Source organism: Streptomyces sp. NL15-2K, assembly GCF_030551255.1.
In the GTDB taxonomy this organism is placed as follows: Bacteria; Actinomycetota; Actinomycetes; order Streptomycetales; family Streptomycetaceae; genus Streptomyces.
The window spans coordinates 11,636,713-11,658,299 of sequence record NZ_CP130630.1; the positions used below are offsets into that span (position 1 = coordinate 11,636,713).

Sequence of the window (21,587 nt, forward strand, 5' to 3'; positions counted from 1 at the left end):
CCCCGAGGGTGTCGGTGGCGACCGGCGCGTCGGGTGACGGTGCGGCCAGTGTGCCGGCGACGGGCGGGACGGCGGGGACGGCAAGGCGCTGAACCCTGCGACCGGAGCGCCCATCGAGTTCGTACGGCGGCGTGCCGAAGTCGATCGTGCGCTGAGGGGCGACGGTGGCGGGGTACACGGCACTCGGCTGATGTCTCACCGCTGTCTGGCCCGCGACCGCGAGGTCGACGGCTACGACCGGACGCGGGCGCCTGTTCCCAGCCGGGCGGTGACTTCACGGGGAGTGAGGGGGGAGTGTTCCGCGGAGCACTCGACGACGACGCGGACCGGGGCGTCGCAGTCGGTGTGGCGGATGTCCAGTAGAGGACCCTCGGGGCCGAGGGTGTATGCCTCGCCCCACTGGGTCAGTGCCATCAGGACGGGCCACAGGTCCCAGCCCTTGCGGGTCAGGCGGTATTCGTTGCGGGGGCGGCTGCCGGGCTCCTGGTAGGGCACGGTCTTCAGGATGCCGGCCGAGGTCAGCTTGCGGAGGCGGTCGCTGAGGACGGCCTCCGACAGGCCGATGTGGCGGTGGAAGTCGTCGAAGCGGCGTACGCCGTTGACGGCGTCACGCAGGATCAGCAGCGTCCATTTCTCCCCGATCACGTCGAGGGTGCGCTGGACGGGGCAGTTCTCCGTACTCGCCTCAAGCCACTCCATCCCACCATCGTAGGCTCCTGACTTCACTATTGACAGCCAGGGGCACAAAAGCCTAGCTTCACTTGAAAAAGTCAGCTGACAGTCAGAGGGAAGGGCGCTGGACCGTGGGGCGAACGCGTACGTATCACTGGGACGATCCCGCGATCTTGGCGGAGGCCGCCGGGCGCATGGCCGGCATCGACTTCCTGCGTGATCTGCAGGCGGGGCGACTGCCCGGGCCGCCGATCAACTGCACCGTCGACTTCACCCTGGACGAGGTGGAGCCCGGCAGGGCGGTCTTCTCACTGACGCCGGGCGAGGAGCACTACAACCCGATCGGCAGCATGCACGGCGGCATCTTCGCCACCCTGCTCGACTCGGCGGCGGGCTGCGCCGTCCAGTCCATCCTCCCGCAGGGTATGGCGTACACCTCGCTCGACCTGACGGTGAAGTTCCTGCGGCGGGTCACCGTGGACACGGGCCCGGTGCGCGCCATCGGCACGGTCGTCAGCAAGGGCCGCCAAACCGCTCTCGCCCAGGCCCAGTTGGTCGACGCGAAGGACCGTCTCCTCGCCCACGCCACCAGCAGCTGCATGCTCTTCCCGGTGCCCGCCCCTCAAGGGTGACTCCGCAGGTTCGGCCCTCGGTCTGTGGGGGCGGTCGGGACAACAGGGAGTGCATCGGCGCGGTTGCTTCGCCCGGCGCGCGCTTGGCAAGGCGGCCTTGGTGCGATTGCCGCGGCGGGACATCGGGACATGGAGTATCGGCGGCGGGTTGTGAGCGGGGGAGCGGTCCAAGAAGCGCAGGGCGCGGCGGCCCGTTCCGCAGGCGCGTACGCGTCGGATCACGGCGGACAGGAGCAGGACGGCGGCGTCCCGGGTGAGGGGTGCCGACGCGCCAATGGGGTGGTCGGCGAGGCTCATGGTGACGACCGACATCATGAGCCTTGCCGACGAGGGCGAGTTCAGACGCTGTGTCCGCGCCTGCCGTCACTGATGAAAGCCCGACGCTCGCCCGTCGTCCTTGCCGGAGCGGGCAACTGGTGACGAGGTGGCCGACCGTCGCCGTTGTCGACTCTTTGGATTACGTTCGCAATATCATAGACTGGTGAAGTCGGTGAAGGGCAACTGGTTCTTCCGGTCGGCGAAGGAGTGTGTGCGGTGGTGCGGTACGGGAAAGAGCACAAGGCGGAGACGAGGCGGCGGATCATCGAGACGGCGGGCCGCCGGTTCAAGCAAGACGGTATCGACGGCTCCGGGGTCTCGACGCTCATGAAGGACGCGGGGCTGACCAATGGAGCCTTCTACGCTCACTTCGAATCCAAAGATGACCTCGTCACCACGGCGATCGCCGACCAGTTGAAGGCGCAGGCCGAGAGCGTCGTCGCGCGGGCCGCACCCGGCCGTGCCGGACTCGAGCAGATTGTGCGGGGTTACCTGTCGCCCCAGCACCGCGACACCCTTGGCGACGGCTGCCCCAACGCCGCTCTGCTCGACGAGATCGGGCGCTGCACCGACACAACCAGGCAGGCGTACACCGACGGTGTGCTGATCCTCATCGACGGCATCGCCGCCCGCATGGCGCCCGAGGCCCCGTCCTCCGCACGTGTGAAGGCACTCAGCCTCCTCGGCCTGATGGCCGGGACACTGCAGCTGTCCCGCGCCTTGACCGACAGCCAACTCGCCAAGGAACTCCTCGATCAGGGGATCGACAACGCCCTCGCCCTGCTGGACGCCTGGCAGCGCGTCTGACAGCACCACATCCCTGGCCCCAGGCGGTGGCTCTCGGGGAACAGCCCGATGTCGGGATCGCCGACGGGTCCGGCGCTTTCGGGATGCCGCCGTCGCCGCGGCGACGCTCGACCGGCTCCTGAGCCGGGCGGACGGGGAGGTGTGAGGTGTCCCTAGGTGTTCTGTCCACGGAGGTTGGTGACAGCGATCACTGACGTGTGGTCTTGAAATGGGTGAGGGCCTTCTGGCTCGGTGTGGATTGCGACATCTACGCCGGACGACAGAAAGGCCCTCGTGCCCCACCGTAATGCACCCCTGACCGAGACCGGACGCCTGCGCCTGGCCCGCTGCGTGGTCGAGGACGGCTGGACCCTGCGCCGGGCCGCTGAGCGATTCCAAGTCTCGCCAACCACCGCACAGCGATGGGCCGACCGCTACCGCCGGCTCGGCGAGCCTGGCATGGCCGACCACTCCAGCCGCCCCCGCACCAGCCCGCGACGGACCCCGACCCGTACCGAGCGCAGGATCATCAAAGTCCGCGTACTGCGCAGGTGGGGGCCAGCACGGATCGCAGGCCTGCTCCGCCTGGTGCCGTCCACCGTGCACCGGGTGCTGACCCGCTACGGCCTGGCCCGCCTGACCCACCTCGACCGGGCCACTGGGCGCGTCATCCGTCGCTACGAACGTGCCAAGCCCGGCGAACTGGTCCACGTCGACATCAAGAAGCTCGGCAACATCCCCGACGGCGGCGGCCACAAGACCCTCGGACGCCAGGCGGGCCGCAAGACCCGGTCCGGCGCCGGCTACAGCTACCTCCACAACGCCGTCGACGACCACTCCCGCCTGGCCTACAGCGAGATCCACGCAGACGAGAAGAAGGAGACCGCTGTCGGCTTCTGGAGTCGCGCCCAGGCGTACTTCGCCACCTGCGGGATCACCGTCGAACGCATCCTGACCGACAACGGCTCCTGCTACAAATCCCACCTGTGGCGAGACGCCCTGGCAGCAGCCGGGATCACGCACAAGCGAACCCGCGCCTACCGGCCGCAGACGAACGGCAAGGTCGAACGCTTCAACCGCACCCTGCTCGACGAATGGGCCTACGCCCGCCCCTACCGATCAGAGCAGGAACGACGCGACGCCTTCCCCAGCTGGCTGCACACCTACAATCACCACCGCGGACACACCGCGCTCAAGGGCCAACCACCCGCCAGCCGCGTCCCTAACCTCTCAGGGCAATACACCTAGGTGTATTGATCACGAGCGTTGTTAACGCCAGCCGGGCTTGATCATGGCGAAGACCTCCGGTGTGGTGGAGCTGTCTAGGACCGCACCGCACGGAGGTCTTCGTGTCACACCGTAATGCCCGGCTGACCGTTCACGGCAGGCGACTGCTCGTCGAACGGGTCCGCTCCGGCCGTCCCGTCGCGCATGTCGCCGCGGAGATGGGTATCTCCCGTCCCACCGCCCACAAGTGGATCCGGCGCTGGCGATCCGAGGGCGAGAGCGGACTCATCGACCGCTCCAGCCGCCCACACACGACACCACACCGGACCACTGCCACCACCGCAGCCCGCGTCTGCCGGCTGCGGCAGAGCCGCAAGCTCGGGCCCGCACGACTCGGGCCGATCCTCGGTCTGCCCGCATCGACCGTGCACCGGATCCTCGTACGCCACGACCTGAACCGACTGGCCTTCCTTGACCGGCCCACCGGACAGGTCATCCGCCGCTACGAACGCGAACGGCCCGGCGAGCTGATCCATGTGGACGTCAAGAAACTCGGCCGCATCCCCGACGGCGGTGGCCACAAGGTCCTGGGCCGCCAGGCCGGCCGCGCCACCCGCAGCTCCATGGGCTTCGACTTCGTCCACTCCGCCGTCGACGACCACAGCCGCCTGGCCTACAGCGAGATCCACGACAACGAGAAGGCCGTCACCTGCGCAGCCTTCCTCCGCCGGGCCGCAGCCTTCTTCGCCGAGAACGGCATCACCCGCATCGAGCGGGTCCTGACCGACAACGCCTGGCCCTACCGCAAAAGCTTCGCCTGGCGGCAGGCCCTGGCCGACCTCGGCGCGGTCGGCAAGCTCACCCGCGCCTACCGGCCGCAGACCAACGGCAAAGTCGAACGCTTCAACCGCACCCTGCTCGACGAGTGGGCTTACCTGCGGCCCTACACCAGCAACACCGAACGCACCGACGCCCTGGCAGACTTCCTCCACACCTACAACCACCACCGCTGCCACACCGCACTCCGAGGCAAGCCACCGATCAGCCGTGTGAACAACCCTGCGGGTCAATACACGGGTACCGGGAGTGGCTCGGGGCGACGGCAGCCCCTTAAGCTTTCAAGCAAATGGACCTATACGGACGGCGCCAGGAGCAAGTAGCCCTTGACCGGACCCTTGACGGTGCTCGGCGAGGGTCCGGGACAACGCTGGTGCTGTGGGGTGACCCCGGCATCGGCAAGACCGCTCTGCTGGAATACGTGGCCGAGTCCGCCGCTGCGGACTTCACTGTCCTGCGATGCGGGGGCACTCGCCTGGAGTCGGGGCTGACGTTCGCCGCACTGCACGAATTGCTGTGGCCCGTGACGGACCGGATCAGTACGCTCCCCGAGCCGCAGGCCAACGCCTTGAACGGGGCGCTCGGTACCAGCAACGACGTGGCGGACCGGTTTCTGATCGGCGTGGCCGTACTGACGCTCGTCGGCGAGCTGGCCAAGGAACGGCCGGTGCTCATCATCGCCGACGACGCCCAATGGCTCGACGAGCCATCCGCACGGTGCCTGGCCTTCGTCGCGCGCCGACTGCGCAACGAGCCCGTGGTCATGCTCCTCACCGGACACGACGACCCCGTCGACGGCCCCTGGGAGAAACTGGCGGCCCTGGAGGTCCGGGAGCTGGGCGACGAGGACGCCCGGCTCCTCGCCCGTGCCGTCGCTCCGCAAGCCGACGAGGCGGTCATCCGCCGCACGATCCGCGCGGCAGCCGGAAATCCCCTGGCACTTCAGGAGCTGACCACGTCCGTGGCGGCCGGCGACATCTCGACGCACCCTCTCGCCGATGAGCGGATCGCCGTCGGTCCACGCCTGCGCCGTGCCTTCCGCGCCCGGATCGAGAGGTTGTCCGCGCCTGCCCGCACCGCGCTCCTTCTCGCCGCCGCCGATGACCGTAGTGATCGCAACACCGTGGGCCAGGCCGGACTTGTGCTCGGCCTCGACGCAGTCGCGTGGGACGAGGCGCTGCACTCGGGCCTGCTCACCACGCGCTCGGACGGGCGGATCTGCTTCCGCCACCAGCTGATGGAGGCGGTGGTCTACGAGGAGGCGCCGCCCGCGAACCGCCAGGCCGTTCATCACGCGCTCGCCTCCGTACTGACCGGTGAGAACGCCGACGAGCTGCGCCCCTGGCACCTCGCCGCGGCATTGGAAGCCGTGAGCCGCCCCGACGAGGAGGTGGCCCGGCTGCTGGAAGAGTCCGCCCACCGGTCCTGGGCGCGCGGCGGCTGTGCCACGGCGGCCCGTGCGCTGCGGCGTGCGGCGAAGCTGTCCCCCTCCACGGACGACGCGGCCAGACGACTGGCTCACGGAGCCAGGGCGGCCTGGGAGGCCGGCCACGTCGACGTGGCGCGGAGAATGCTGGAGCGGGCCGAAGGGGTCTCCTCCGCATCCACGCTCGCGGATCTCAGCGAGGGGTTGCGCGGGCTGATCGAGTTCGCGCACGGTGACCTGGAAACCGCCTGCCGTCAGCTGACCCGGGACATGGAGCGGGTGGCCGATCCCGGGCAGGCGTTCAGGCTCGGCAACATGGCGGTGCGGGCGGCGTGGGCGGCCAGTCATGGCGCACTGCAGCGCGAGGCGCTCCAGCGGCTCGAGCGGCGGCTCCCGCAAGGGAACTTCCCGAACGCCGATCTGCTGCCGTTGCTGCGCCAATGGTGGACGGAGGACGGGGGCGGCGGCGCCGATGACCGTGACCAGATCGTGGCCCCCGTCGCTGACATCCTCACCCGGCTCAGCGGCAGTTCCTGGCTCGTGATGCCACCGGCACCGCTGGCGGTGGCCTGGGGCATCGAGTCCGCCCTGCAGGAGGCGCTCCGCCGCGAAATCGACACGCTGCGGCACACGGACCAGGTCACTGCCATGACCCAGGCGCTGGCCCAGACCGTGGCGCCCGACATCGCGCAAGGCTCCTGGACCCTGGCCACGGCGAACGCCCTCGAGGGGCTCCAAGTGGCCGAGGGGACCGGCGACGACCACTTGGCGGAGCAGTGCTGCGCCAGTCTCGGATGGCTGGCAGCCGCGCGAGGCCAGGAGCAGACCGTCGCAGACCTCGCCGCCCGGACCATCGAGGTGTGGGTGCCGCGTGGGGTGCGCGTCTTCAGCGCCTGCGCGGAATGGAACCTCGGCATGTCGGCGCTCTTCGCCGGCCGGGCCGAGGAGGCGCGGGACCGCCTGGTCCGGCTGAGCGAGCACGGGCACCACGCGGCGAACGACACCGTCGCGCTGCTCGCCGCGCCGGACACCGCCGAGGCCGCCCTCCAGGCAGGGCAGCGGGCGACGGCCGAGGACCAGGCGCGGCTGCTGCGGCGGTGGGCCGAACGGACCGAGGCGGCGTGGGCGATCTCCGCGACGCACCTTGTCCACGCACTGCTGGCGTCGGGGGCGGATGCGGAGAAGCAGTTCCGGCTTGCGCTGGATGTCCCCGGAGCCGCGTCGCGGCCCTTCAACTACGCCCGCACGCGCCTGCTGTACGGCGAGTGGCTGCGGCGGGCCCGCCGCCGTACCGACGCCCGGACCCAGCTGGCCGAAGCCGCGGAAATCTTCCGGCGACTCGACGCGGCGCCCCTGGTTGCCCGCACCCGGGCCGAACAGGAACTGACCGGGCAGCAACCGCGCCGGGACTCCGCGCGGGCACGGGCACGGGACACCCCAACCACCCTCACGGCGCAGGAGTTGAGAGTCGTACGGCTGGCCGCGGAGGGATTCACCAACCGGGAGATCGGGGCACAGCTGCTGATCAGTCCTCGTACGGTGGCTCATCACCTGGCCAATGTGTTCCCCAAGCTCGGCATCGTCTCGCGCGCCGATCTCTCGCGCGTCGACTTCGAGGACGGGCTGCGTTTTATGGGGTGACCGGCGGTATCCCGGGGCTGCCCGGGTGGCTCTCCGCTGCCCGGGTTCTCACCGTAGGGATGATCTCCGTCACGGTCCCTTGGGTTGGGCCAGCCGGTACCAGGTCCACCCAGCTCGTGAAGGCGAGAAGGGCGTGGGCGAGCATGTCTTGGTCTCCGTCAACCCCCGCCTTTCGCAGGAGAGTTGAGACATGACCATGGAAGGCTCGGCCGGTGCCCGAGGCGTTGCGGCGTGCGTAGTGTTCTCGTAGCGACGTGCTGCCGGCGAAGCCGACTTGGCCGGCGATCTCGTCCGCCGGCAGGTCGGTGGTTTCCAGGAGGTGCCGTGCCCGGTCGACGCGCTGCTGGATCAGCCAGCGTCCCGGGCTCATGCCCACCTCTTCGGTGAAGCGGCGAGCAAAGGTGCGCAGACTCATGTGGGAGTGCTTGGCGAGGTCCGTCAGAGTCATGGGCTCGTGGAGGTTCTCCAGCGCCCACTGGCGGGCGGTGGCCGTTCCGCTGGCCGTGGCCTCGGGTACTGGGTGCTGGATGTACTGCGCCTGCCCTCCGTCGCGCCACGGGGGGACGATGCACATGCGGGCCACCTGGTTGGCGACTTCACTGCCGTGGTCCTTGCGAATGATGTGCAGGCAGACGTCGAGCCCGGAGGCGGCACCGGCCGAGGTCAGCACATCTCCGTCGTCGATGAACAGAACGTCCGGATCGAGTGAGATCTGGGGGAAGTGTGCGCGGAACAGGTCCGCGGTCATCCAGTGGGTGGTTGCGGAACTTCCCGGGTCACGGCCAAGGCGACGAAGGGCGGGATGACGACGGTGGCGGCGGTGCGCAGCGCCTCCGGGCCGTGCTCGACGGTGATCGAGAAGTCGGAGTTGGTGCGTACCGGGCGGCCGTGGGCCTCCCCGTTCTCACCGGGTTCGGAAGAGGCAGCGTCGTGAACACCGCCCACCCGTCCGTCGCCGCGGACCCTGGCGGCTTCGGCGAGCGGAAAGGTGGAAGGTACAGCTAAGACGCAGATCGCCATCGCCGTCCAAACCCTCAGGACCGTGTTCGACGGGGTCGACACGACCGTCATCGACCGCTTTGTACGGCCGGTTACATCCAGCACAAACCCCGCTCGCCCCCGACGACCCCGACGGCGAGGCAATGAGGGCCTTCGCCGCCGCCATGCGACAGCAGTTCCCGGACGCCAAGTACGACGTGTTGCGGGTCCTGTCCGAGGTCGACCTGGTGCTCCTGCACTCCAGTGGCGTCCTGGTTCCCGGCACTCCCGGGATGGCCGTCTTCGACATCTTCCGCTTCCAGGACGGGAAAAGAGCGGTGGTTCACCGCGTACACCAAGAAGCTCGTCATCGCCTTCGTCGAGCAGCTCATGGTCCGGAAGGACCTGGCCGCCATCGACACCTGCGTGGGCCCCGAGTACCACCAGCACAACCCGAGCTTCCCCGGCGGCGTGACAGGCCTGAAGGCCGGAGCGGGCGCGTACTTCGAGCAGTTCCCGCAGCTGCGCGTGGTGCCGAAGCGGATCACCTCGGGCGAGCGCGGCCAGGCGGTCATCGACCTCTTCCGGGTCAGGGACGGAAAGATCGTCGAGCACTGGGACGCGGTGCAGGACGTGTCGGAGACCTCCGCCAACGACAACACGACGTTCTGACGGCCTCCAGGGTCGTAGCGGCCGCGCTACGACCCGGGGCAGCGCCTGCATTCCCGCGGGCCATTCTGGGACATGCCGCGCCGGGTCCCGACGACACCCGTCGACGTGCAGGTCGTCGCCGGGGAGGGACTGAGCCCGGAGGGGATCGCGGCCTCCGCCCGCGACCACGGGGCCCGAGGACCCGACTGCGTGCCCGCCGGGACGGTGTGTCAGACCATGGCGAGCCGGTCCACCAGCAGCTCCACCCTCCGCTCGGTGTCCTCCGGCGGCAGCCGTCCCGACCGGGTCAGGGTGGCCACCCCGTGCAGGGCCGCCCAGAACACCTCGGTGAACAGTCCCGGGTGGGTGCCGTCGCCGGCGACCTCGCCGAGAGTCTCCAGCAGGGCGGCGAAGGCGTCCTTGAGAGGTTCCGGGGTGTCCTCCTGTGCGTACGGGAGGCCGCCGTCGAGCTGGAACATGGCGTCGTAGACCGCCGGGTGGCGTGCGGCGAAGCCGAGGTAGGTGCGGGCGAGGGCGTACACCCGCTCGCGCGGGCCGTCCGCGGCGGCGGTCGCGGCGCGAACCGCCGCGGCCATCTCGGCGGCACCCTCGAGGGCGACGGCGCCGATGATCTCGCGTTTGCCGCGGAAGTGGCTGTAGAGGACGGGCTGGCTGTACTCGATGCGCTCGGCGAGCCGGCGGGTCGTGACCGCGTCCCAGCCCTGCTGCTCGGCGAGTTCGCGGGCCGTCGCCACGATGAGGCGCTCGCGGCCCGCCCGTTCGCGCTGCTTGCGTTCCTGTACCGACATGACTCGATCCTAGCATCGCTAGACAAGTGAGCGGCAGCAGTACTAGCGTTGCCTCATCGGCTAGCAATACTAGATTCCAAGAGGGGTCATCATGCTCAACGCACTCGAGGTCGTCACCACCGTGGTCGTCGGCGTGATGGTGGGGGTGGAGTTCTCCGTCGCCTTCGTCATGAACCCGATCCTCAACGCACTCCCCGAGGACAGCGGCCAACTCGGCCACGCCCACGGGGGCCGGATGCTCGGCGCCGTGATGCCGGTCTGGTACATCGGCTCGCTCGTCCTCGTCGCCGTCTGGGCCATCGCCGGATGGCACCACCACGGCACCGGCCTCGTCGTCACCGCCGGCGCGCTGCTGCTCCTCAGTGTGGTCATGTCGCTCCTGCTGCTCGTCCCGATCAACAACCGGGGCAAGACGTGGACCCCCGAGAACCGGCCCGAGGACTGGAAGGAGCAGTTGCACCGCTGGGAACGCCTCCACTACGTCCGCGTCGCCGTCATCATCGCCGCCTTCACCCTGCTCGTCGCCGCCCTCGCCTGAACCCGCGGGCCGACCCCCACGCTGACGGCGCACGATCCTCACACCCCGGGCGGCAGCAGGCCACCGCAATCCCGACATCCGGGAATGCGACTGCCGCTGAGAGCCCACAACTGCGAACCCGACAAGCTACGCCCCTCGATGACCTGCGCGGCTCTCGCCTCTGGTTCGGGTGAGGCCCTTGATCCAGATCGGGTAGCGCAGCCCGTCCCGAGGCAGGCTCAGCGTGGGCTCCAACCCGTTGAAGCCGCGGGCGCTCATGACCCGCCTCGCTTGGCGCGGAAAGAGGTGCGCCCGTTTCGCCGGACCATTGCGACGGTGGCGGCAAGGCTGCCGCGATTCAGGTCGGGGTGCAGGCCGTTCCCGAGGCGATGTATCTGGTCGGTGTGCCAGCTGATGTCCAGCACCCCGTCCAGGGCCTTGAGGTCGGTGATTTTGCCCAGCAGCGTTCTCATGCCGTAGCGCACCTGATGTGCCGTGAGTGCCTCGGCCTGCCCTTCGAGGATGAGCCGGGCCGCGTCCGGCGTGGTGATCGCCGGCCGGCCGATGCCGACCACGTCACACTCGCCGGCCCGTACGGCTTGCCGCATGGCATCGCGGGTGCGGAATCCGCCTGTGACGGCGAGTGGGATGTCACCCACGAGCTTGCGAACAGTGCGGGCGTATTCCAAGAAGTACGCCTCTCGTGCCCTTGTGCTGGGGGCCGCCGAGCCGTTCATTGCCATGGACTCGTAACTACCGCCGCTGACCTCGATGAGGTCGACGCCTTCGCGGGCGAGCGCGGCCAGCACGGCCTGGGACTCCTCCCCGGTGCATCCGCCCCGCTGGAAGTCTGCCGAGTTGAGTTTGATGCCGACTGCGAAGCCGGGCCTGACGCGGCCGCGGATGCGGCGGACGACCTCGAGGCAGAAACGCATCCGCCGCTCGGGATCGCCGCCCCAGTCGTCGTCGCGCCGGTTCGACAGCGGTGACAGGAACTGGGAGATGAGATACCCGTGGGCCGCTTGCACCTGTACGCCGTTGAAGCCGGCTGTCTCGCACACGGCCGCGGCCGTGGCGAAGCGCTCGATGATCTCCTCGATCTCTGCCGGTCGCAGTTCGCGCGGCGTCGTGGCTCCGGGCAGTTTCGGCGGGATCGGGCTGGGGGCGACAGGCGTGTGTCCGAGTGCCAAGGGGTTGGCTTGGCGTCCGGGGTGGTTGAGCTGTGCCCAGATCGAAGCGCCCGAGTCCTGGGCTGACTTGGCCCAGCGCGAGAGCGGGTCGAGATCACGCTCGTCCTCGATGACGATGTTGCCCGGTTCACCGAGCTGTGCGCGATCGACCATGACGTTGCCGGTGATCATGAGGCCATAGCCGCCTCGGCTCCACGTGGAGTACAGACGGCCGAGGCGCTCGTCGGGTGCGTTGTTCTTGTTTCCCAGTGCCTCGCTGAGCGCTGACTTCATCAGGCGGTTGGCCAGTATCTGGCCGTTCGGGAGAGTGAGGGGGGTGTCGAGCGTATTCATCTGGGCTCATCTTCGGTGTGGTCGGCGTCAGCCGGGGTTGCCTGGGGGTCGGGTTCGGGGCGGTGCGGGGCGGCGGCTCGTCACATGAAGGCCGGAGGGGGCTGGTAGCCCTCGAGTTCTCGGCCGAGGAGCTCGGCGAACTTGATGGTGGTGAGGTCGCCGCCGCTCGGACCCATCGCCTGGAGCCCGACAGGCAGACCGTCTCGGCCGGTTCGCACCGGGATGGTCGTCGCCGGAGAGCCGGCCACGTTGGCGATGGCGCTCCACTTGACCTGGTCCCAGTAGGGGCGAGGCCGCTCGTCGACCTGGATCCGGCGTCCGAATCTGTCGATCGGCTTGTTGTGATGAGGCGGTGCCGTGGTCGGTGTGACCGGCATGAGGAGGACATCGAGGTCCCGGAAGAACTCGGTCCACCGCTGCCGCAGCTCATGGCGTGCCACGTCCGCCTGGAGCCAGCTGTAGTGGGACTGGAAGGTTCCTCGCAAGGCGTACAGCGCCTCTCCACGAGGATGCTGGGCAACACGCGCGAGGAGCGCTGTGTTGGAGGCCGCTGTCAGTCCGGATCGGTCGTAGGTGAACGCACCGAAGAGCAGGCGCAGGAAGATGTCGTGACTGGTCGCCATGTCATCGGGGAGGCCGGAGGGCCGCAACTCGACCTTCGCGCCGGCCGCCTTGAGGGCATTCAGGGCGTCGTCCATCGCTGTGACGACGTCGTGGTCGACGGGGCACGAGGGGTCCTCGGGCCACACCGCTACCCGGAAGCCGCCCAGCTCGCTCGCCCTGGGTGGTGCGAGTGTGTAGCTGAAACCGCCGTCGCGCTCGGGCGGTCCTACCGTCGCGTGGAGGACGGGGACAAGGTCGCGCGCCTCGCGTACCTGGGCGCCCGCACAGGCGAGGTCGATCTCCCCCACCGCCCGACACCGGGTCCGCCCGGCACGTGGCCGATGAGGGGGATGGACCGCCAGGTCGCCTTGTGTCCGTAGAGGCCGTTGAAGTGTGCCGGGATCCGGGTGGATCCGCCGATTTCCGAGCCGAAGTCGAAAGCGGTCAGCCCTGCGGCTGTAGCCACGGCGCCACCGCCTGCGGAGCCTCCGGACGTGCGCGCGGTGTTCCACGGGTTCAGCGTTGGTCCGAACACCGGGTTGTCCGCCTGGACGTCCTGGTTCCCCGCGGGCATGTTGGTCTTGCCGATGATCAGCGCACCTGCGGCACGCAGCCGTCGCACCGCCTCGGCGTCCTGTTCGGGCACGTAGTCCTTGAGGTCGGGCCGACCACAGACGGTCCGCAGACCAGCGGTCTCGTAGCTGTCCTTCAGCGTGATCGGCAGACCGCGAACGAAGTCCTCGAGTCCCTGTCGGCCGGGCCGGAGCGTGTCGTACCTCTCCGTCTGCGTGCGCAGTTCATCGGCGACAACGTGGCGACGAGGTCGTCCTTGGAGGCGATGTGGGCGTAGAACGCTCCGTTGGTGAGCCCGGCGTCCGCCATCAGTGTCGAGATGCCCGAGCCGTCTATCCCGTCCTGCTTGAATCGGCGGACGTGGCGCCGATGGCTGAGTATCTATAAGTAAACTCAAACTCGGTTAGAATCGCTCCCATGGATGCGTGGACCGAAGTTCTTCAAGACACCGGCATGGACCACCGACTCGACCGGGACACGTCCAACTGTTCGATCGCGCGGACTCTTGAGATCGTGGGCGAGAAGTGGACGATCCTGATCCTGCGTGAGGTGTGGTACGGCTCGTCCCGGTTCGGTGACTTCGAACGTGTCCTGGGCTGTCCTCGTAACCTTCTGGCGGCGCGGCTTCGGATGCTGGTGGAGGAAGGGATCCTGGCGACCGAGACGTACAAGGAGCCCGGTTCGCGGAGTCGGCCGAAGTATGTGATCACCCCTAAGGGCATGGATCTGGTGCCGGCCGTGATGGGACTGCTGCAGTGGGGTGACCGTTACCGCGCCGACCCGGAGGGGCCGGCGGTACTGGCGCGACACCGCGAGTGCGGCGCGCACGTCGACGTCCAGATTCGCTGCGAACGAGGCCACCCGGTGCAAGCGAATGACATCGAGAGCGTCCCCGGCCCAGCCTTTCGTATGAGGTCGCCAGAGTGAGCTGAGGACTCCTCCGTCAGCTTTCCGTGATCCGGCCACTCTGTCGTGTACGCGCCTGATGAAGGCGGTCCTTGGTGCGGTTGCCGCAGCGGGACATGGAGCACCAGCGGCGGTTGCGGGTAGGGGAACGGTCCAGGAACGCAGTGCGCAGCGGTCCGCGCCGCAGACGCGTACGCGCCGGATCTCGGCGGACAGGAGCAAGTCGACGGCGACCTGCAACCGCCACGGACTCACAGCCCACGCGGTCGACGGCTACGTCCGCGCGTTCTCCCGCCCGGGCGCCTGCGCGCGAGCCTCGACGACTACCGCGCCATGGAGGAGGACACCGCGCTCGACGACATCGACGCCGCCGAAGCCCGCCGCCTGCGCCGCCCTCCTGCTGGCCGACGCCTACCCCGACCGGCACGTGCTCGGTCTCGGATTCGGCGGCGGGCAGGGGCCGGGGACCAAGCGCCTGGCAGCCATGACGGCGTACCTCGACGAGATGGACGCGGTCGAGACTCCCAACCCCCTGCCGAAGACTCCGATGCGCCGCATCATGGCCGCGTACGGGCCCAAAATGCTCGAGCTGGCTCGCGAACGCACGGCCGGCGCGCAGACCTATCACGTCAACGTGGCGCACACCGCGCAGGCGCGCGAGATCCTCGGGCCGGACGCGTTCCTGGGCGTCGAGCACGCGGTGCTGTTCGAGTCGGACCCCGACAAGGCCCGCGCGGTCGCGCGGGAACACCTGAACATCTATCTGAACTCCCCTTACAACATCGCGAAGTTCCGTCGACTGGGCTACTCGGAGGAGGAGATCGCCGGCGGCAGTGACCGCATCGTCGACGACCTGGTGTTCTGGGGCGACCTGGACACCATCGTCGAGAAGCCTCCATGCCCATGTCGAGGCCGGAGCCGATCATGTCGCGGTGCAGGTGATCGGGATCGAGCCGGGGGAGTCCGCGATGCCGTACTGGCGCATGCTCGGCGAGGCACTCCTGCCCCCGGGCGGCAACACCTGATCCGCGGTTCGTGCGGGAGCGGAGATTCTTGCGGAGGATCTTGCCCGATGCGGACTTGGAGACGGCGTCGATGAACTCGACCCGCCGAACCTTCTCAAGGCCTTGGAGGATCAGGACCGGGCCGAGAGGGCGGCGTGACCGGCACGCAACGAGGCTTTGTCGATCTTGCCGACCGCGTTCTTCGCCATGGCTTGCACCACGAAGAACGCGGTCGGGCGCTTATAGCTCGTAAGGCTGCGCGCGCAGAGGGCTTTCAGGGCCGACGGATCGACGGTCGACCCCGGTCGCGGCTGGACGTAGGCGACAACCACCTCTCCCCACTTCTCGTCGGGTACGCCGATCACGGCGGCCTCGAGCACGGTCGGGTCGCCTGCGAGCACGTCCTCGATCTCCTTGGGGTAGATGTTCTCCCCGCCACGGATGATCATGTCTTTCGAGCGCCCGACCAGGGTCAGATAGCCCTCGGCGTCGAGGTGGCCCACGTCGCCCGTGTGCAGCCAGCCGTCGACGATGACGCGGGCCGTTTCGTCCGGACGGCCGAGATAGCCGCGCATGACGTTGGGGCCCCTCACGACGACTTCACCGTCCGTGCCCGGCGCCACCTCACCGCCGTCGGTGTCGACGATCCGGATCTCCTGGCCGGGGAAAGGAAGCCCCACGGTGCCGGCGCGTCGAGGACCGGCGACGGGGTTGATGGTGGAGCCGCAGGTTCCTTCGGACAGGCCGTATCCCTCGACGAGCGGGAACCCGTACCGGGCCTCGAACCGGGTCAGCAGCTCGGCGGAGGCGGGTGCGGCGCCGCAGACTCCGAACCGCAGCGACGATGTGTCGGGCCGGACGTCGTCCGGGAGTGCCGCGAGCATGCTGTAGATCGTCGGCACCGCGCTGAAGAAGCTGGGGCGTTCCTGCTCGACGAGATCGAAGAAGGTACGAGGATCGAACCGGCCCGCGATGACGACGCTCGCGCCCACGAGCAGCGGCAGAAGGACGCTGACCACGATGCCGTTGACGTGGAAGAGCGGCAGGATCAGCAGGCACCGGTCGGCCGGCCCGACCTCCAATGCCTGGCGCCCCATCTCCACCATGGCGTCGATGTTGGCGTGGTCGAGCATCACGCCCTTGGGCACCCCGGTCGTACCGCTGGTGTAGATGAGCAGGGCCAGCGTGGCCGGGTGAGGACCTCGTAGCGGCCGTCCGCCGAATCGAAGACCCGGCCGGGAATGCCGAGTTCGAAGGGATACCCCGTCTACGGCCCCAGCTCCCGGCCTCGGCCGAGCGGCAGGGGCCCCTGTCGCCGGGTATGGCGAGCGAGAGTGCTCGCATCGGCTACTCGTTCCGTGCGACCGGACTACACCCAGCACAACCCGCTGGCCCCCGATGGCGCCGAGGCCGGTCAACTGCGCACGATGCGGGACGGAAAGTGGTGTCGACGGAATGGGGCCGCCGACGGCAGGATCCGCAGCTCAGGCCGCGGGCACTGCGGGCTGGGTGATGAGGGAGGCGTCACCGCCCTGGACGGCGTCTCGGGCGCCGGCGGTCGCCTCGTGGGGCACTCCGAGGGGGATTGCGCTGATGTCCGACAGGCGGGCGAACTGCTTCTGGGTGAGTTGGACGTCCAGTGCGCCCAGGTAGTCGTCGAGCTGGGTGAGGTTGCGCGGGCCGATGATCGGCACGAACGAGGTGGACGCCTGGGCGGCACGCTCGCGGAGCCAGGCCACCGACACCTGGGCGGGCGTCGCGCCAGTCTCCTCGGCGATGGTCAGGACGGTGTCGACGACGGCGGTCTTCTGGTCGGTGTTCTCGGTGTGCACGAGCGTCTTGAAATCGCTCAGCCGTCCCTCGGTGCTGCGGCGGTACTTGCCGGTGAGCAGTCCGCCGCCGAGCGGGGACCACAGGGCGGCGCCGAGTCCCAGGCTCTCGGCCATCGGCAGCAGTTCGCGGTCGGGGGTCCTCTCGACGAGGCTGTACTCGATCTGGATGCCCGTGACCGGTGCCCAGTTCTTCAGGTCCGCGAGGGTGGCGGCGCGGGAGACACGCCATGCGGGGAAGTTGGAGAGGGCGGCGTGGAGGATCTTGCCGGAGCTGACCAGGTCGTCCAGTCCGCGCAGGATCTCCTCCATGGGCGTGAGGTCGTCGGGGAAGTGGACCCAGTACAGGTCGATGTAGTCGGTGCCGAGGCGCTTCAGGCTCGCCTCCAGCGAAGTGACCATGTTCTTGCGACTGTTGCCCGTCCTGGAGATGCCGGGCCGCGGGCCGGCTCCGTTGGTGAACTTGGTGGCCAGGACGAAGTGGTCCCGGTCGGCGGCGACGAACTTGCCCACGAGTTCTTCGGATTCGCCGAACTGGTAGCCGTCCGCGGTGTCGAGAAACGTTCCGCCGGCCTCGGCGAACCCGTCGAACATCCGGCGCGCTTCGTCCGGCTCGGCACCGGCACCCCAGCCGGTGCCGAAGTTCCCCGTGCCGAGTGCGTACTCGGAAACGCGCAGTCCGGTCCGTCGTCCGAAGGTCGTGTAACGCATCAGGTCTCCTTGGTGCTGATTTCGCATCGATGGTCGAAGCGGGCGGCGCGACGCGAGGCGTGGCTATGTAAGACGATCGGTCTACTTAAGACGCCACCGTAGCTGGCCCACCGGCTTATGTAAAACGATCGGTACCCTTAAGGGTGTGACCGAATCTCACCCCGTACGTCGGCGTCGTGGGCGTGGCGCCCGGGAGCGGATCCTCAAAGCGGCGACCGAACTGTTCACGGCGCAGGGGATCAACGCGACCGGGATGGACCAGCTGTCGACCGTCGCCGAAGTGTCGAAACGCACCCTCTACGCGCACTTCCCGAGCAAGGACGAGCTCGTCGGGGCATACCTGCAGTCCCTGGTGGACGATCTCCTGCCAGTCCTCCCGTCGCCCGCCCAACCGACACCGACACCGACACCGAGCCCGCGTGATCAGCTGTTGGCCGTCTTCGACTGGAGGCGGCCGGAAACCACCGCTCCGTTCCGGGGATGCCCGTTCCTGAACGTCAGCGTCGAAGTATCAGACCCCGGGCATTCCGCCCATCAGCTGGCCGCGGCGTACAAGAGGGAGTTCGCCCGCCGCCTCACGGACATCGCACGGCAGGCCGGGGCCACCGACCCGGAAACCCTGGGTGAGCAACTGGCACTGCTCTTCGACGGCGCGGCCGCACGCGGCACCGCACTCAACAGCAGCCACCCCCGCGCGTACGCGCGATCCATCGCGGAGTTGTTGGTCGATGCGGCCCTGGTCGACGTCGGCCCGGCATCTCCGTGAAGAGCGGCATCTTCAACCACGGTGCCCGCAGCACCACGCCCAGCCGGAGTGCGGCTCGTCCACCACGTACCCTCGCCGCTTGTCGACGACGTTGCGCAGCGGGCGGCCCTCGCTGTGGCGGGTGAGGTTGTCGAGGAGCACCCGGAGCAACGGGTGCGCAGGGCGGCGGTGCCGCACGAGCGAGCCTGGCCGATCCGGAGTCGGGCGTCACGCCGTATCACCCACCGGACACTGTGACACCGCTCTCCTCGCCCGGAGCGCCTCGATTCGCCCGTACCGGGTGCTTGCTCATGATCGAGACCCGGTTGAAGGCGTTGATGGTGACCGCTACCCAGATCGCTGCTGAGATCTGGTCATCGGTGAGCACGTGTCGAGCGGCCTGGTAGGCGGATTCCTGTGCGACGGCATCGGTGGGGTGGGTCGTGGTCTCGGCCAGTGCGAGGGCCGCGCGCTCCAGGGGCGTGAACGCCTCGGTGTCCCGCCACGCGGCCAGTACTCCCAGCCGCTGCGCGGTCTCGCCTTCGCGTACGGCGGCCTTGGTGTGGGTGTCGAGGCAGTAGGCGCAGCCGTTGATCTGTGACACGCGGAGGTTGATCAGCTCCACGACGGTGCGGTCGAGCCCCGCCTCGGCGGCCACCGCGCGTACCGCTTCCGATGTCTGCAGCAGGGCGTGGAAGGCCTTGGGGCTCTGTTTGTCGATGAAGATCCGCATGTCTCCCGCTCGTTGTCTACTCGTTGTGGCCTTCGCTCTATGATCATGACATCATAGTTGATGCAACAACTATCATGCCATGAGAGGTGGTCCCGGTGAGCAATGCCGAAGCCGAGCCGGCAGTGATGAGATGCGGGTCGCCGGCCGACGACGTACGGCCGGCCGGGGCGCCCCGGGTCGACGTGCTCGCCGCACGGGACGTGCCCCTGGGCGGACCGCGCTCGATGACGGTGCGGCGGACGCTGCCGCAGCGGGACCGGACGCTGATCGGAGCCTGGTGCTTCGCCGACCACTACGGTCCCGACGAGGTCACCGACAAGGGCGGCATGGCACTGCCCCCGCACCCGCACACCGGCCTGCAGACGGTGACCTGGCTGTTCGGCGGAGAGGTCGAGCACCGCGACACGCTCGGCACCCACGCCCTGGTGCGCCCCGGGGAGATCAACCTCATGACGGGCGGGTACGGCATCGCCCACTCGGAGGTCTCCACCCCGCGCACGACCGTCGTCCACGGCGTCCAGCTGTGGGTGGCGCTGCCCCAGGAGCACCGCAACGCGCAACGGGACTTCCAGCATCATGTGCCCGATCCCGTGCGGATGAAGGGGGCCGAGGTCAGGGTCTTTCTCGGCTCGCTCGCCGGTGGGGTCTCCCCGGTGCGCACGTTCACCCCGCTGCTCGGCGCCGAGATCATCCTCGAACCGCGGATGACGGTCGCCCTCTGCGTGGACACCGACTTCGAGCACGGCGTCCTCGTGGACAGCGGGGACGTCAGCGTGGACGACACCCTGCTGCACCGGGCGGAGCTGGGCTATGTCCCGCCCGGTGCCGAGGCGTTGACGCTGATGAACGAGTCGGAGGCTCCGGCGCGGGTGATTCTGCTCGGCGGCACGCCGTTCGAGGAGGAGATCGTCATGTGGTGGAACTTCATCGGCCGCACTCACGAGGACATCGTCAAGGCCCGCGAGGACTGGCAGTCCTCCTCCGACCGCTTCGGCACGATCGAAGGATTTCCCGGGGGCCGGCTTCCCGCGCCCGCCCTGCCCAACGCCACCATCAGGCCGCGCCGCAACCCTCCGCGTCGCTGATCTCTCTCAGAAAGGCACCCCTATGAGCGGGCCTTCTGCCGTCCCGGTCGTCGAGCGGGTGGACGCACACCATCGGTACGAGATCGTGGTCGACGGCAAGCGCGCCGGCGTGACCGAGTACCGCGACCGTGGTGAGCAGCGTGTGTTCTTCCATACGGAGGTCGGCGACGCCTACGCCGGACAGGGCCTGGCCGCACAGCTGGTGCGGCAGGCGCTCACCGACACGCGTGCCTCCGGGAAGCGGATCGTGCCTGTCTGTCCGTACGTGGCCAAGTTCCTGAAGAGGCATGACGAGTTCGCCGACATCACCGACCCCGTGACCCCTGAGGTCCTGCGGTGGCTGGAGACGCACCTGGGCTGACCTGTCGTCGACTGGTGCTTGCGGATCGCCGCAGGCAATCAGGGGTGGCCCAGCCCGTGCAGTCGGAGTTTCCCCCTTGGCGACCGACTGCTCAGCGCTCCCCCTGCTGGACGAGGGCAGAGTGATGTTCGGCTCGGCGCTGGGCCCCGACCCGGCCAGCCAGATGCGCACAGGGCCTTGCCCGCTCGGCGGCATCAGTCCTTGGGCCGGCAGATCGCGCCGTCGGCGCGGAGCATGCCGTAGGCGGCGACGATTGCCAGCCGTGCGAGCACGGCGCCTACCTTCCTGACGGGGCGCCCTTCGCTCCAGCTGGGTGACCCGTCAACTCCTCTACACTCACTGTATGGATGAAGACGTGCGGTGGTTGACGGCGGAGGAGCAGCACGCCTGGCGGAGCTTTGTTCGGTTGCATGAGCGGCTGGGGGGCCGCCTGTCACGCATGTTGCAGAGTCAGTCGAAGCTCTCGTCCGCGGATTTCGCCGTGCTGGTCAATCTGACGGATGTGCCGGACGGCCGGCAGCGTTACCAGGATCTGGCCCGGGCGCTCGAGTGGGAGAAGAGCCGGATGTCCCACCACATCGCGCGGATGGCCGGACGAGGGCTGGTGATCCGCGAGGAGTGCCCCGAGGACGCGCGGGGAGCGTTCGTGGTGATCACGGACGCCGGGCGGGCGGCCATCGAGAGGGCGGCTCCACTGCATGTGGAAGCGGTACGAGAGCTGTTCCTGGACCATGTCGCCCCGGCGGAGCTGCGGACGCTGGCCGACATCTCCGACCGAGTGGTGGCGAAGCTGGACGAGGACCCCGCCTGAGCGGCTGGTGGCCTGGGGCCGCAGCACCTTAGCCGCCTGCGAGGTGAACCTCGGGATGGCCGCGAGCACGGACCTCCCCGGCTTCCGAGGCCCGCTCGCCGACGTTTGGTTGGAGTGTGTGGATCCGGAGGTGACTCGCCCCCGAGACCGCCTTGCCGGGACCGGACCTGCCTCCGGTGATGCTGTTCGCCATGGGGGCGAACCAGTGG

At 68.9% G+C, this 21,587-nt stretch carries 20 protein-coding genes and 4 pseudogenes; 13 read left to right on the forward strand and 11 right to left on the reverse strand.

The features are described from left to right. Window positions 1–231: 231 nt before the first annotated feature. Window positions 232–699 (reverse strand): helix-turn-helix domain-containing protein, encoded by a 468-nt coding sequence (locus Q4V64_RS50870; RefSeq protein ID WP_124445633.1) that lies wholly within the window; start codon window positions 697–699, stop codon window positions 232–234. A 104-nt stretch (window positions 700–803) separates the two neighbouring features. On the opposite strand from Q4V64_RS50870, the gene Q4V64_RS50875 reads away from it, so the two are divergent. The 5 genes and pseudogenes from Q4V64_RS50875 to Q4V64_RS50895 all read left to right on the forward strand — a co-directional run bounded on the left by Q4V64_RS50875 (window position 804) and on the right by Q4V64_RS50895 (window position 7,539). Then, a complete protein-coding gene (locus tag Q4V64_RS50875) occupies window positions 804–1,304 on the forward strand; it encodes a PaaI family thioesterase (protein ID WP_124445634.1) in 501 nt (166 codons plus the stop codon). A gap of 534 nt (window positions 1,305–1,838) precedes the next feature. Next, window positions 1,839–2,429 carry a TetR/AcrR family transcriptional regulator gene (locus Q4V64_RS50880; RefSeq protein ID WP_124445635.1) on the forward strand — a complete coding sequence of 197 codons (591 nt, stop codon included), beginning with the start codon at window positions 1,839–1,841 and terminating at the stop codon, window positions 2,427–2,429. Between the two features lie 273 nt (window positions 2,430–2,702). After that, on the forward strand, window positions 2,703–3,656 hold the full coding sequence (locus tag Q4V64_RS50885; protein ID WP_303715051.1) for an IS481 family transposase: 954 nt from the start codon (window positions 2,703–2,705) through the stop codon (window positions 3,654–3,656). Window positions 3,657–3,757: 101 nt separating this feature from the next. Next, a pseudogene (locus Q4V64_RS50890) lies at window positions 3,758–4,708 on the forward strand (IS481 family transposase); the annotation flags it as partial. A gap of 53 nt (window positions 4,709–4,761) precedes the next feature. Beyond that, window positions 4,762–7,539 (forward strand): LuxR family transcriptional regulator, encoded by a 2,778-nt coding sequence (locus Q4V64_RS50895; protein ID WP_124437383.1) that lies wholly within the window; start codon window positions 4,762–4,764, stop codon window positions 7,537–7,539. Window positions 7,540–7,777: 238 nt separating this feature from the next. On the opposite strand, the pseudogene Q4V64_RS50900 reads toward Q4V64_RS50895, so the two are convergent. Then, window positions 7,778–8,427: pseudogene (locus Q4V64_RS50900) on the reverse strand (helix-turn-helix domain-containing protein); the annotation flags it as partial. Between the two features lie 354 nt (window positions 8,428–8,781). Here Q4V64_RS50900 and Q4V64_RS50905 point away from each other — a divergent pair. Continuing rightward, window positions 8,782–9,189 (forward strand): hypothetical protein, encoded by a 408-nt coding sequence (locus Q4V64_RS50905; RefSeq protein ID WP_253266715.1) that lies wholly within the window; start codon window positions 8,782–8,784, stop codon window positions 9,187–9,189. 209 nt (window positions 9,190–9,398) lie between these two features. Here Q4V64_RS50905 and Q4V64_RS50910 read toward each other — a convergent pair whose 3' ends face one another. Next, on the reverse strand, window positions 9,399–9,977 hold the full coding sequence (locus tag Q4V64_RS50910) for a TetR/AcrR family transcriptional regulator (protein ID WP_124437384.1): 579 nt from the start codon (window positions 9,975–9,977) through the stop codon (window positions 9,399–9,401). A 91-nt stretch (window positions 9,978–10,068) separates the two neighbouring features. Here Q4V64_RS50910 and Q4V64_RS50915 point away from each other — a divergent pair, with 91 nt between their 5' ends. Beyond that, a complete protein-coding gene (locus tag Q4V64_RS50915; RefSeq protein WP_124437385.1) occupies window positions 10,069–10,515 on the forward strand; it encodes a DUF1772 domain-containing protein in 447 nt (148 codons plus the stop codon). A 254-nt stretch (window positions 10,516–10,769) separates the two neighbouring features. On the opposite strand, the gene Q4V64_RS50920 is transcribed toward Q4V64_RS50915, so the two are convergent. From Q4V64_RS50920 to Q4V64_RS50930, 3 genes and pseudogenes are all read right to left on the reverse strand, one after another. Next, the gene (locus tag Q4V64_RS50920) at window positions 10,770–12,017 is read right to left on the reverse strand and encodes an NADH:flavin oxidoreductase/NADH oxidase family protein (RefSeq protein WP_124437386.1); all 1,248 of its coding nucleotides are present in this window, start codon (window positions 12,015–12,017) and stop codon (window positions 10,770–10,772) included. Between the two features lie 80 nt (window positions 12,018–12,097). Beyond that, window positions 12,098–12,928 carry an amidase family protein gene (locus tag Q4V64_RS50925; protein WP_172628987.1) on the reverse strand — a complete coding sequence of 277 codons (831 nt, stop codon included), beginning with the start codon at window positions 12,926–12,928 and terminating at the stop codon, window positions 12,098–12,100. Then, window positions 12,847–13,574, reverse strand: a pseudogene (locus tag Q4V64_RS50930) (amidase family protein). Before Q4V64_RS50930 ends, Q4V64_RS50925 begins: the two are co-directional and overlap by 82 nt. A gap of 72 nt (window positions 13,575–13,646) precedes the next feature. Here Q4V64_RS50930 and Q4V64_RS50935 point away from each other — a divergent pair. Then, entirely contained in the window at window positions 13,647–14,120 is a 474-nt protein-coding gene (locus Q4V64_RS50935) for a helix-turn-helix domain-containing protein (protein WP_124437390.1), read from the forward strand. 16 nt (window positions 14,121–14,136) lie between these two features. Here the strand turns inward: Q4V64_RS50935 and Q4V64_RS50940 are convergent. Continuing rightward, window positions 14,137–14,330 (reverse strand): annotated as a pseudogene (locus Q4V64_RS50940) (CGNR zinc finger domain-containing protein); the annotation flags it as partial. Between the two features lie 196 nt (window positions 14,331–14,526). Between Q4V64_RS50940 and Q4V64_RS50945 the strand changes: the two are divergent. Continuing rightward, on the forward strand, window positions 14,527–15,198 hold the full coding sequence (locus Q4V64_RS50945) for a hypothetical protein (protein ID WP_303715059.1): 672 nt from the start codon (window positions 14,527–14,529) through the stop codon (window positions 15,196–15,198). Between the two features lie 36 nt (window positions 15,199–15,234). Here the strand turns inward: Q4V64_RS50945 and Q4V64_RS50950 are convergent, their stop codons facing one another. Both Q4V64_RS50950 and Q4V64_RS50955 read right to left on the reverse strand, forming a co-directional pair. Beyond that, window positions 15,235–16,485: an AMP-binding protein gene (locus Q4V64_RS50950; protein ID WP_303715921.1), complete on the reverse strand. Its 1,251-nt coding sequence runs from the start codon at window positions 16,483–16,485 to the stop codon at window positions 15,235–15,237. A gap of 102 nt (window positions 16,486–16,587) precedes the next feature. Beyond that, complete coding sequence (locus Q4V64_RS50955) at window positions 16,588–17,643, reverse strand: aldo/keto reductase (protein WP_124437387.1); 1,056 nt, start codon at window positions 17,641–17,643, stop codon at window positions 16,588–16,590. A 145-nt stretch (window positions 17,644–17,788) separates the two neighbouring features. Here Q4V64_RS50955 and Q4V64_RS50960 point away from each other — a divergent pair, with 145 nt between their 5' ends. After that, on the forward strand, window positions 17,789–18,409 hold the full coding sequence (locus Q4V64_RS50960; RefSeq protein ID WP_124437388.1) for a TetR/AcrR family transcriptional regulator: 621 nt from the start codon (window positions 17,789–17,791) through the stop codon (window positions 18,407–18,409). 12 nt (window positions 18,410–18,421) lie between these two features. Here Q4V64_RS50960 and Q4V64_RS50965 read toward each other — a convergent pair whose 3' ends face one another. Together Q4V64_RS50965 and Q4V64_RS50970 are read right to left on the reverse strand one after the other, a co-directional pair. After that, a complete protein-coding gene (locus tag Q4V64_RS50965) occupies window positions 18,422–18,550 on the reverse strand; it encodes a hypothetical protein (protein WP_301184462.1) in 129 nt (42 codons plus the stop codon). A 76-nt stretch (window positions 18,551–18,626) separates the two neighbouring features. Further along, window positions 18,627–19,121 carry a carboxymuconolactone decarboxylase family protein gene (locus Q4V64_RS50970; protein WP_124437389.1) on the reverse strand — a complete coding sequence of 165 codons (495 nt, stop codon included), beginning with the start codon at window positions 19,119–19,121 and terminating at the stop codon, window positions 18,627–18,629. 95 nt (window positions 19,122–19,216) lie between these two features. Between Q4V64_RS50970 and Q4V64_RS50975 the strand changes: the two genes are divergently transcribed. The 3 genes from Q4V64_RS50975 (at window position 19,217) to Q4V64_RS50985 (ending at window position 21,378) form a co-directional block, all read left to right on the forward strand. Next, window positions 19,217–20,206, forward strand: a complete 990-nt coding sequence (locus tag Q4V64_RS50975; RefSeq protein ID WP_303715063.1) for a pirin family protein — start codon at window positions 19,217–19,219, stop codon at window positions 20,204–20,206. Window positions 20,207–20,228: 22 nt separating this feature from the next. Beyond that, window positions 20,229–20,567 carry a GNAT family N-acetyltransferase gene (locus tag Q4V64_RS50980; protein ID WP_303715065.1) on the forward strand — a complete coding sequence of 113 codons (339 nt, stop codon included), beginning with the start codon at window positions 20,229–20,231 and terminating at the stop codon, window positions 20,565–20,567. A 343-nt stretch (window positions 20,568–20,910) separates the two neighbouring features. Further along, the gene (locus Q4V64_RS50985; protein ID WP_303715067.1) at window positions 20,911–21,378 is read left to right on the forward strand and encodes a MarR family winged helix-turn-helix transcriptional regulator; all 468 of its coding nucleotides are present in this window, start codon (window positions 20,911–20,913) and stop codon (window positions 21,376–21,378) included. Window positions 21,379–21,587: the final 209 nt, after the last annotated feature.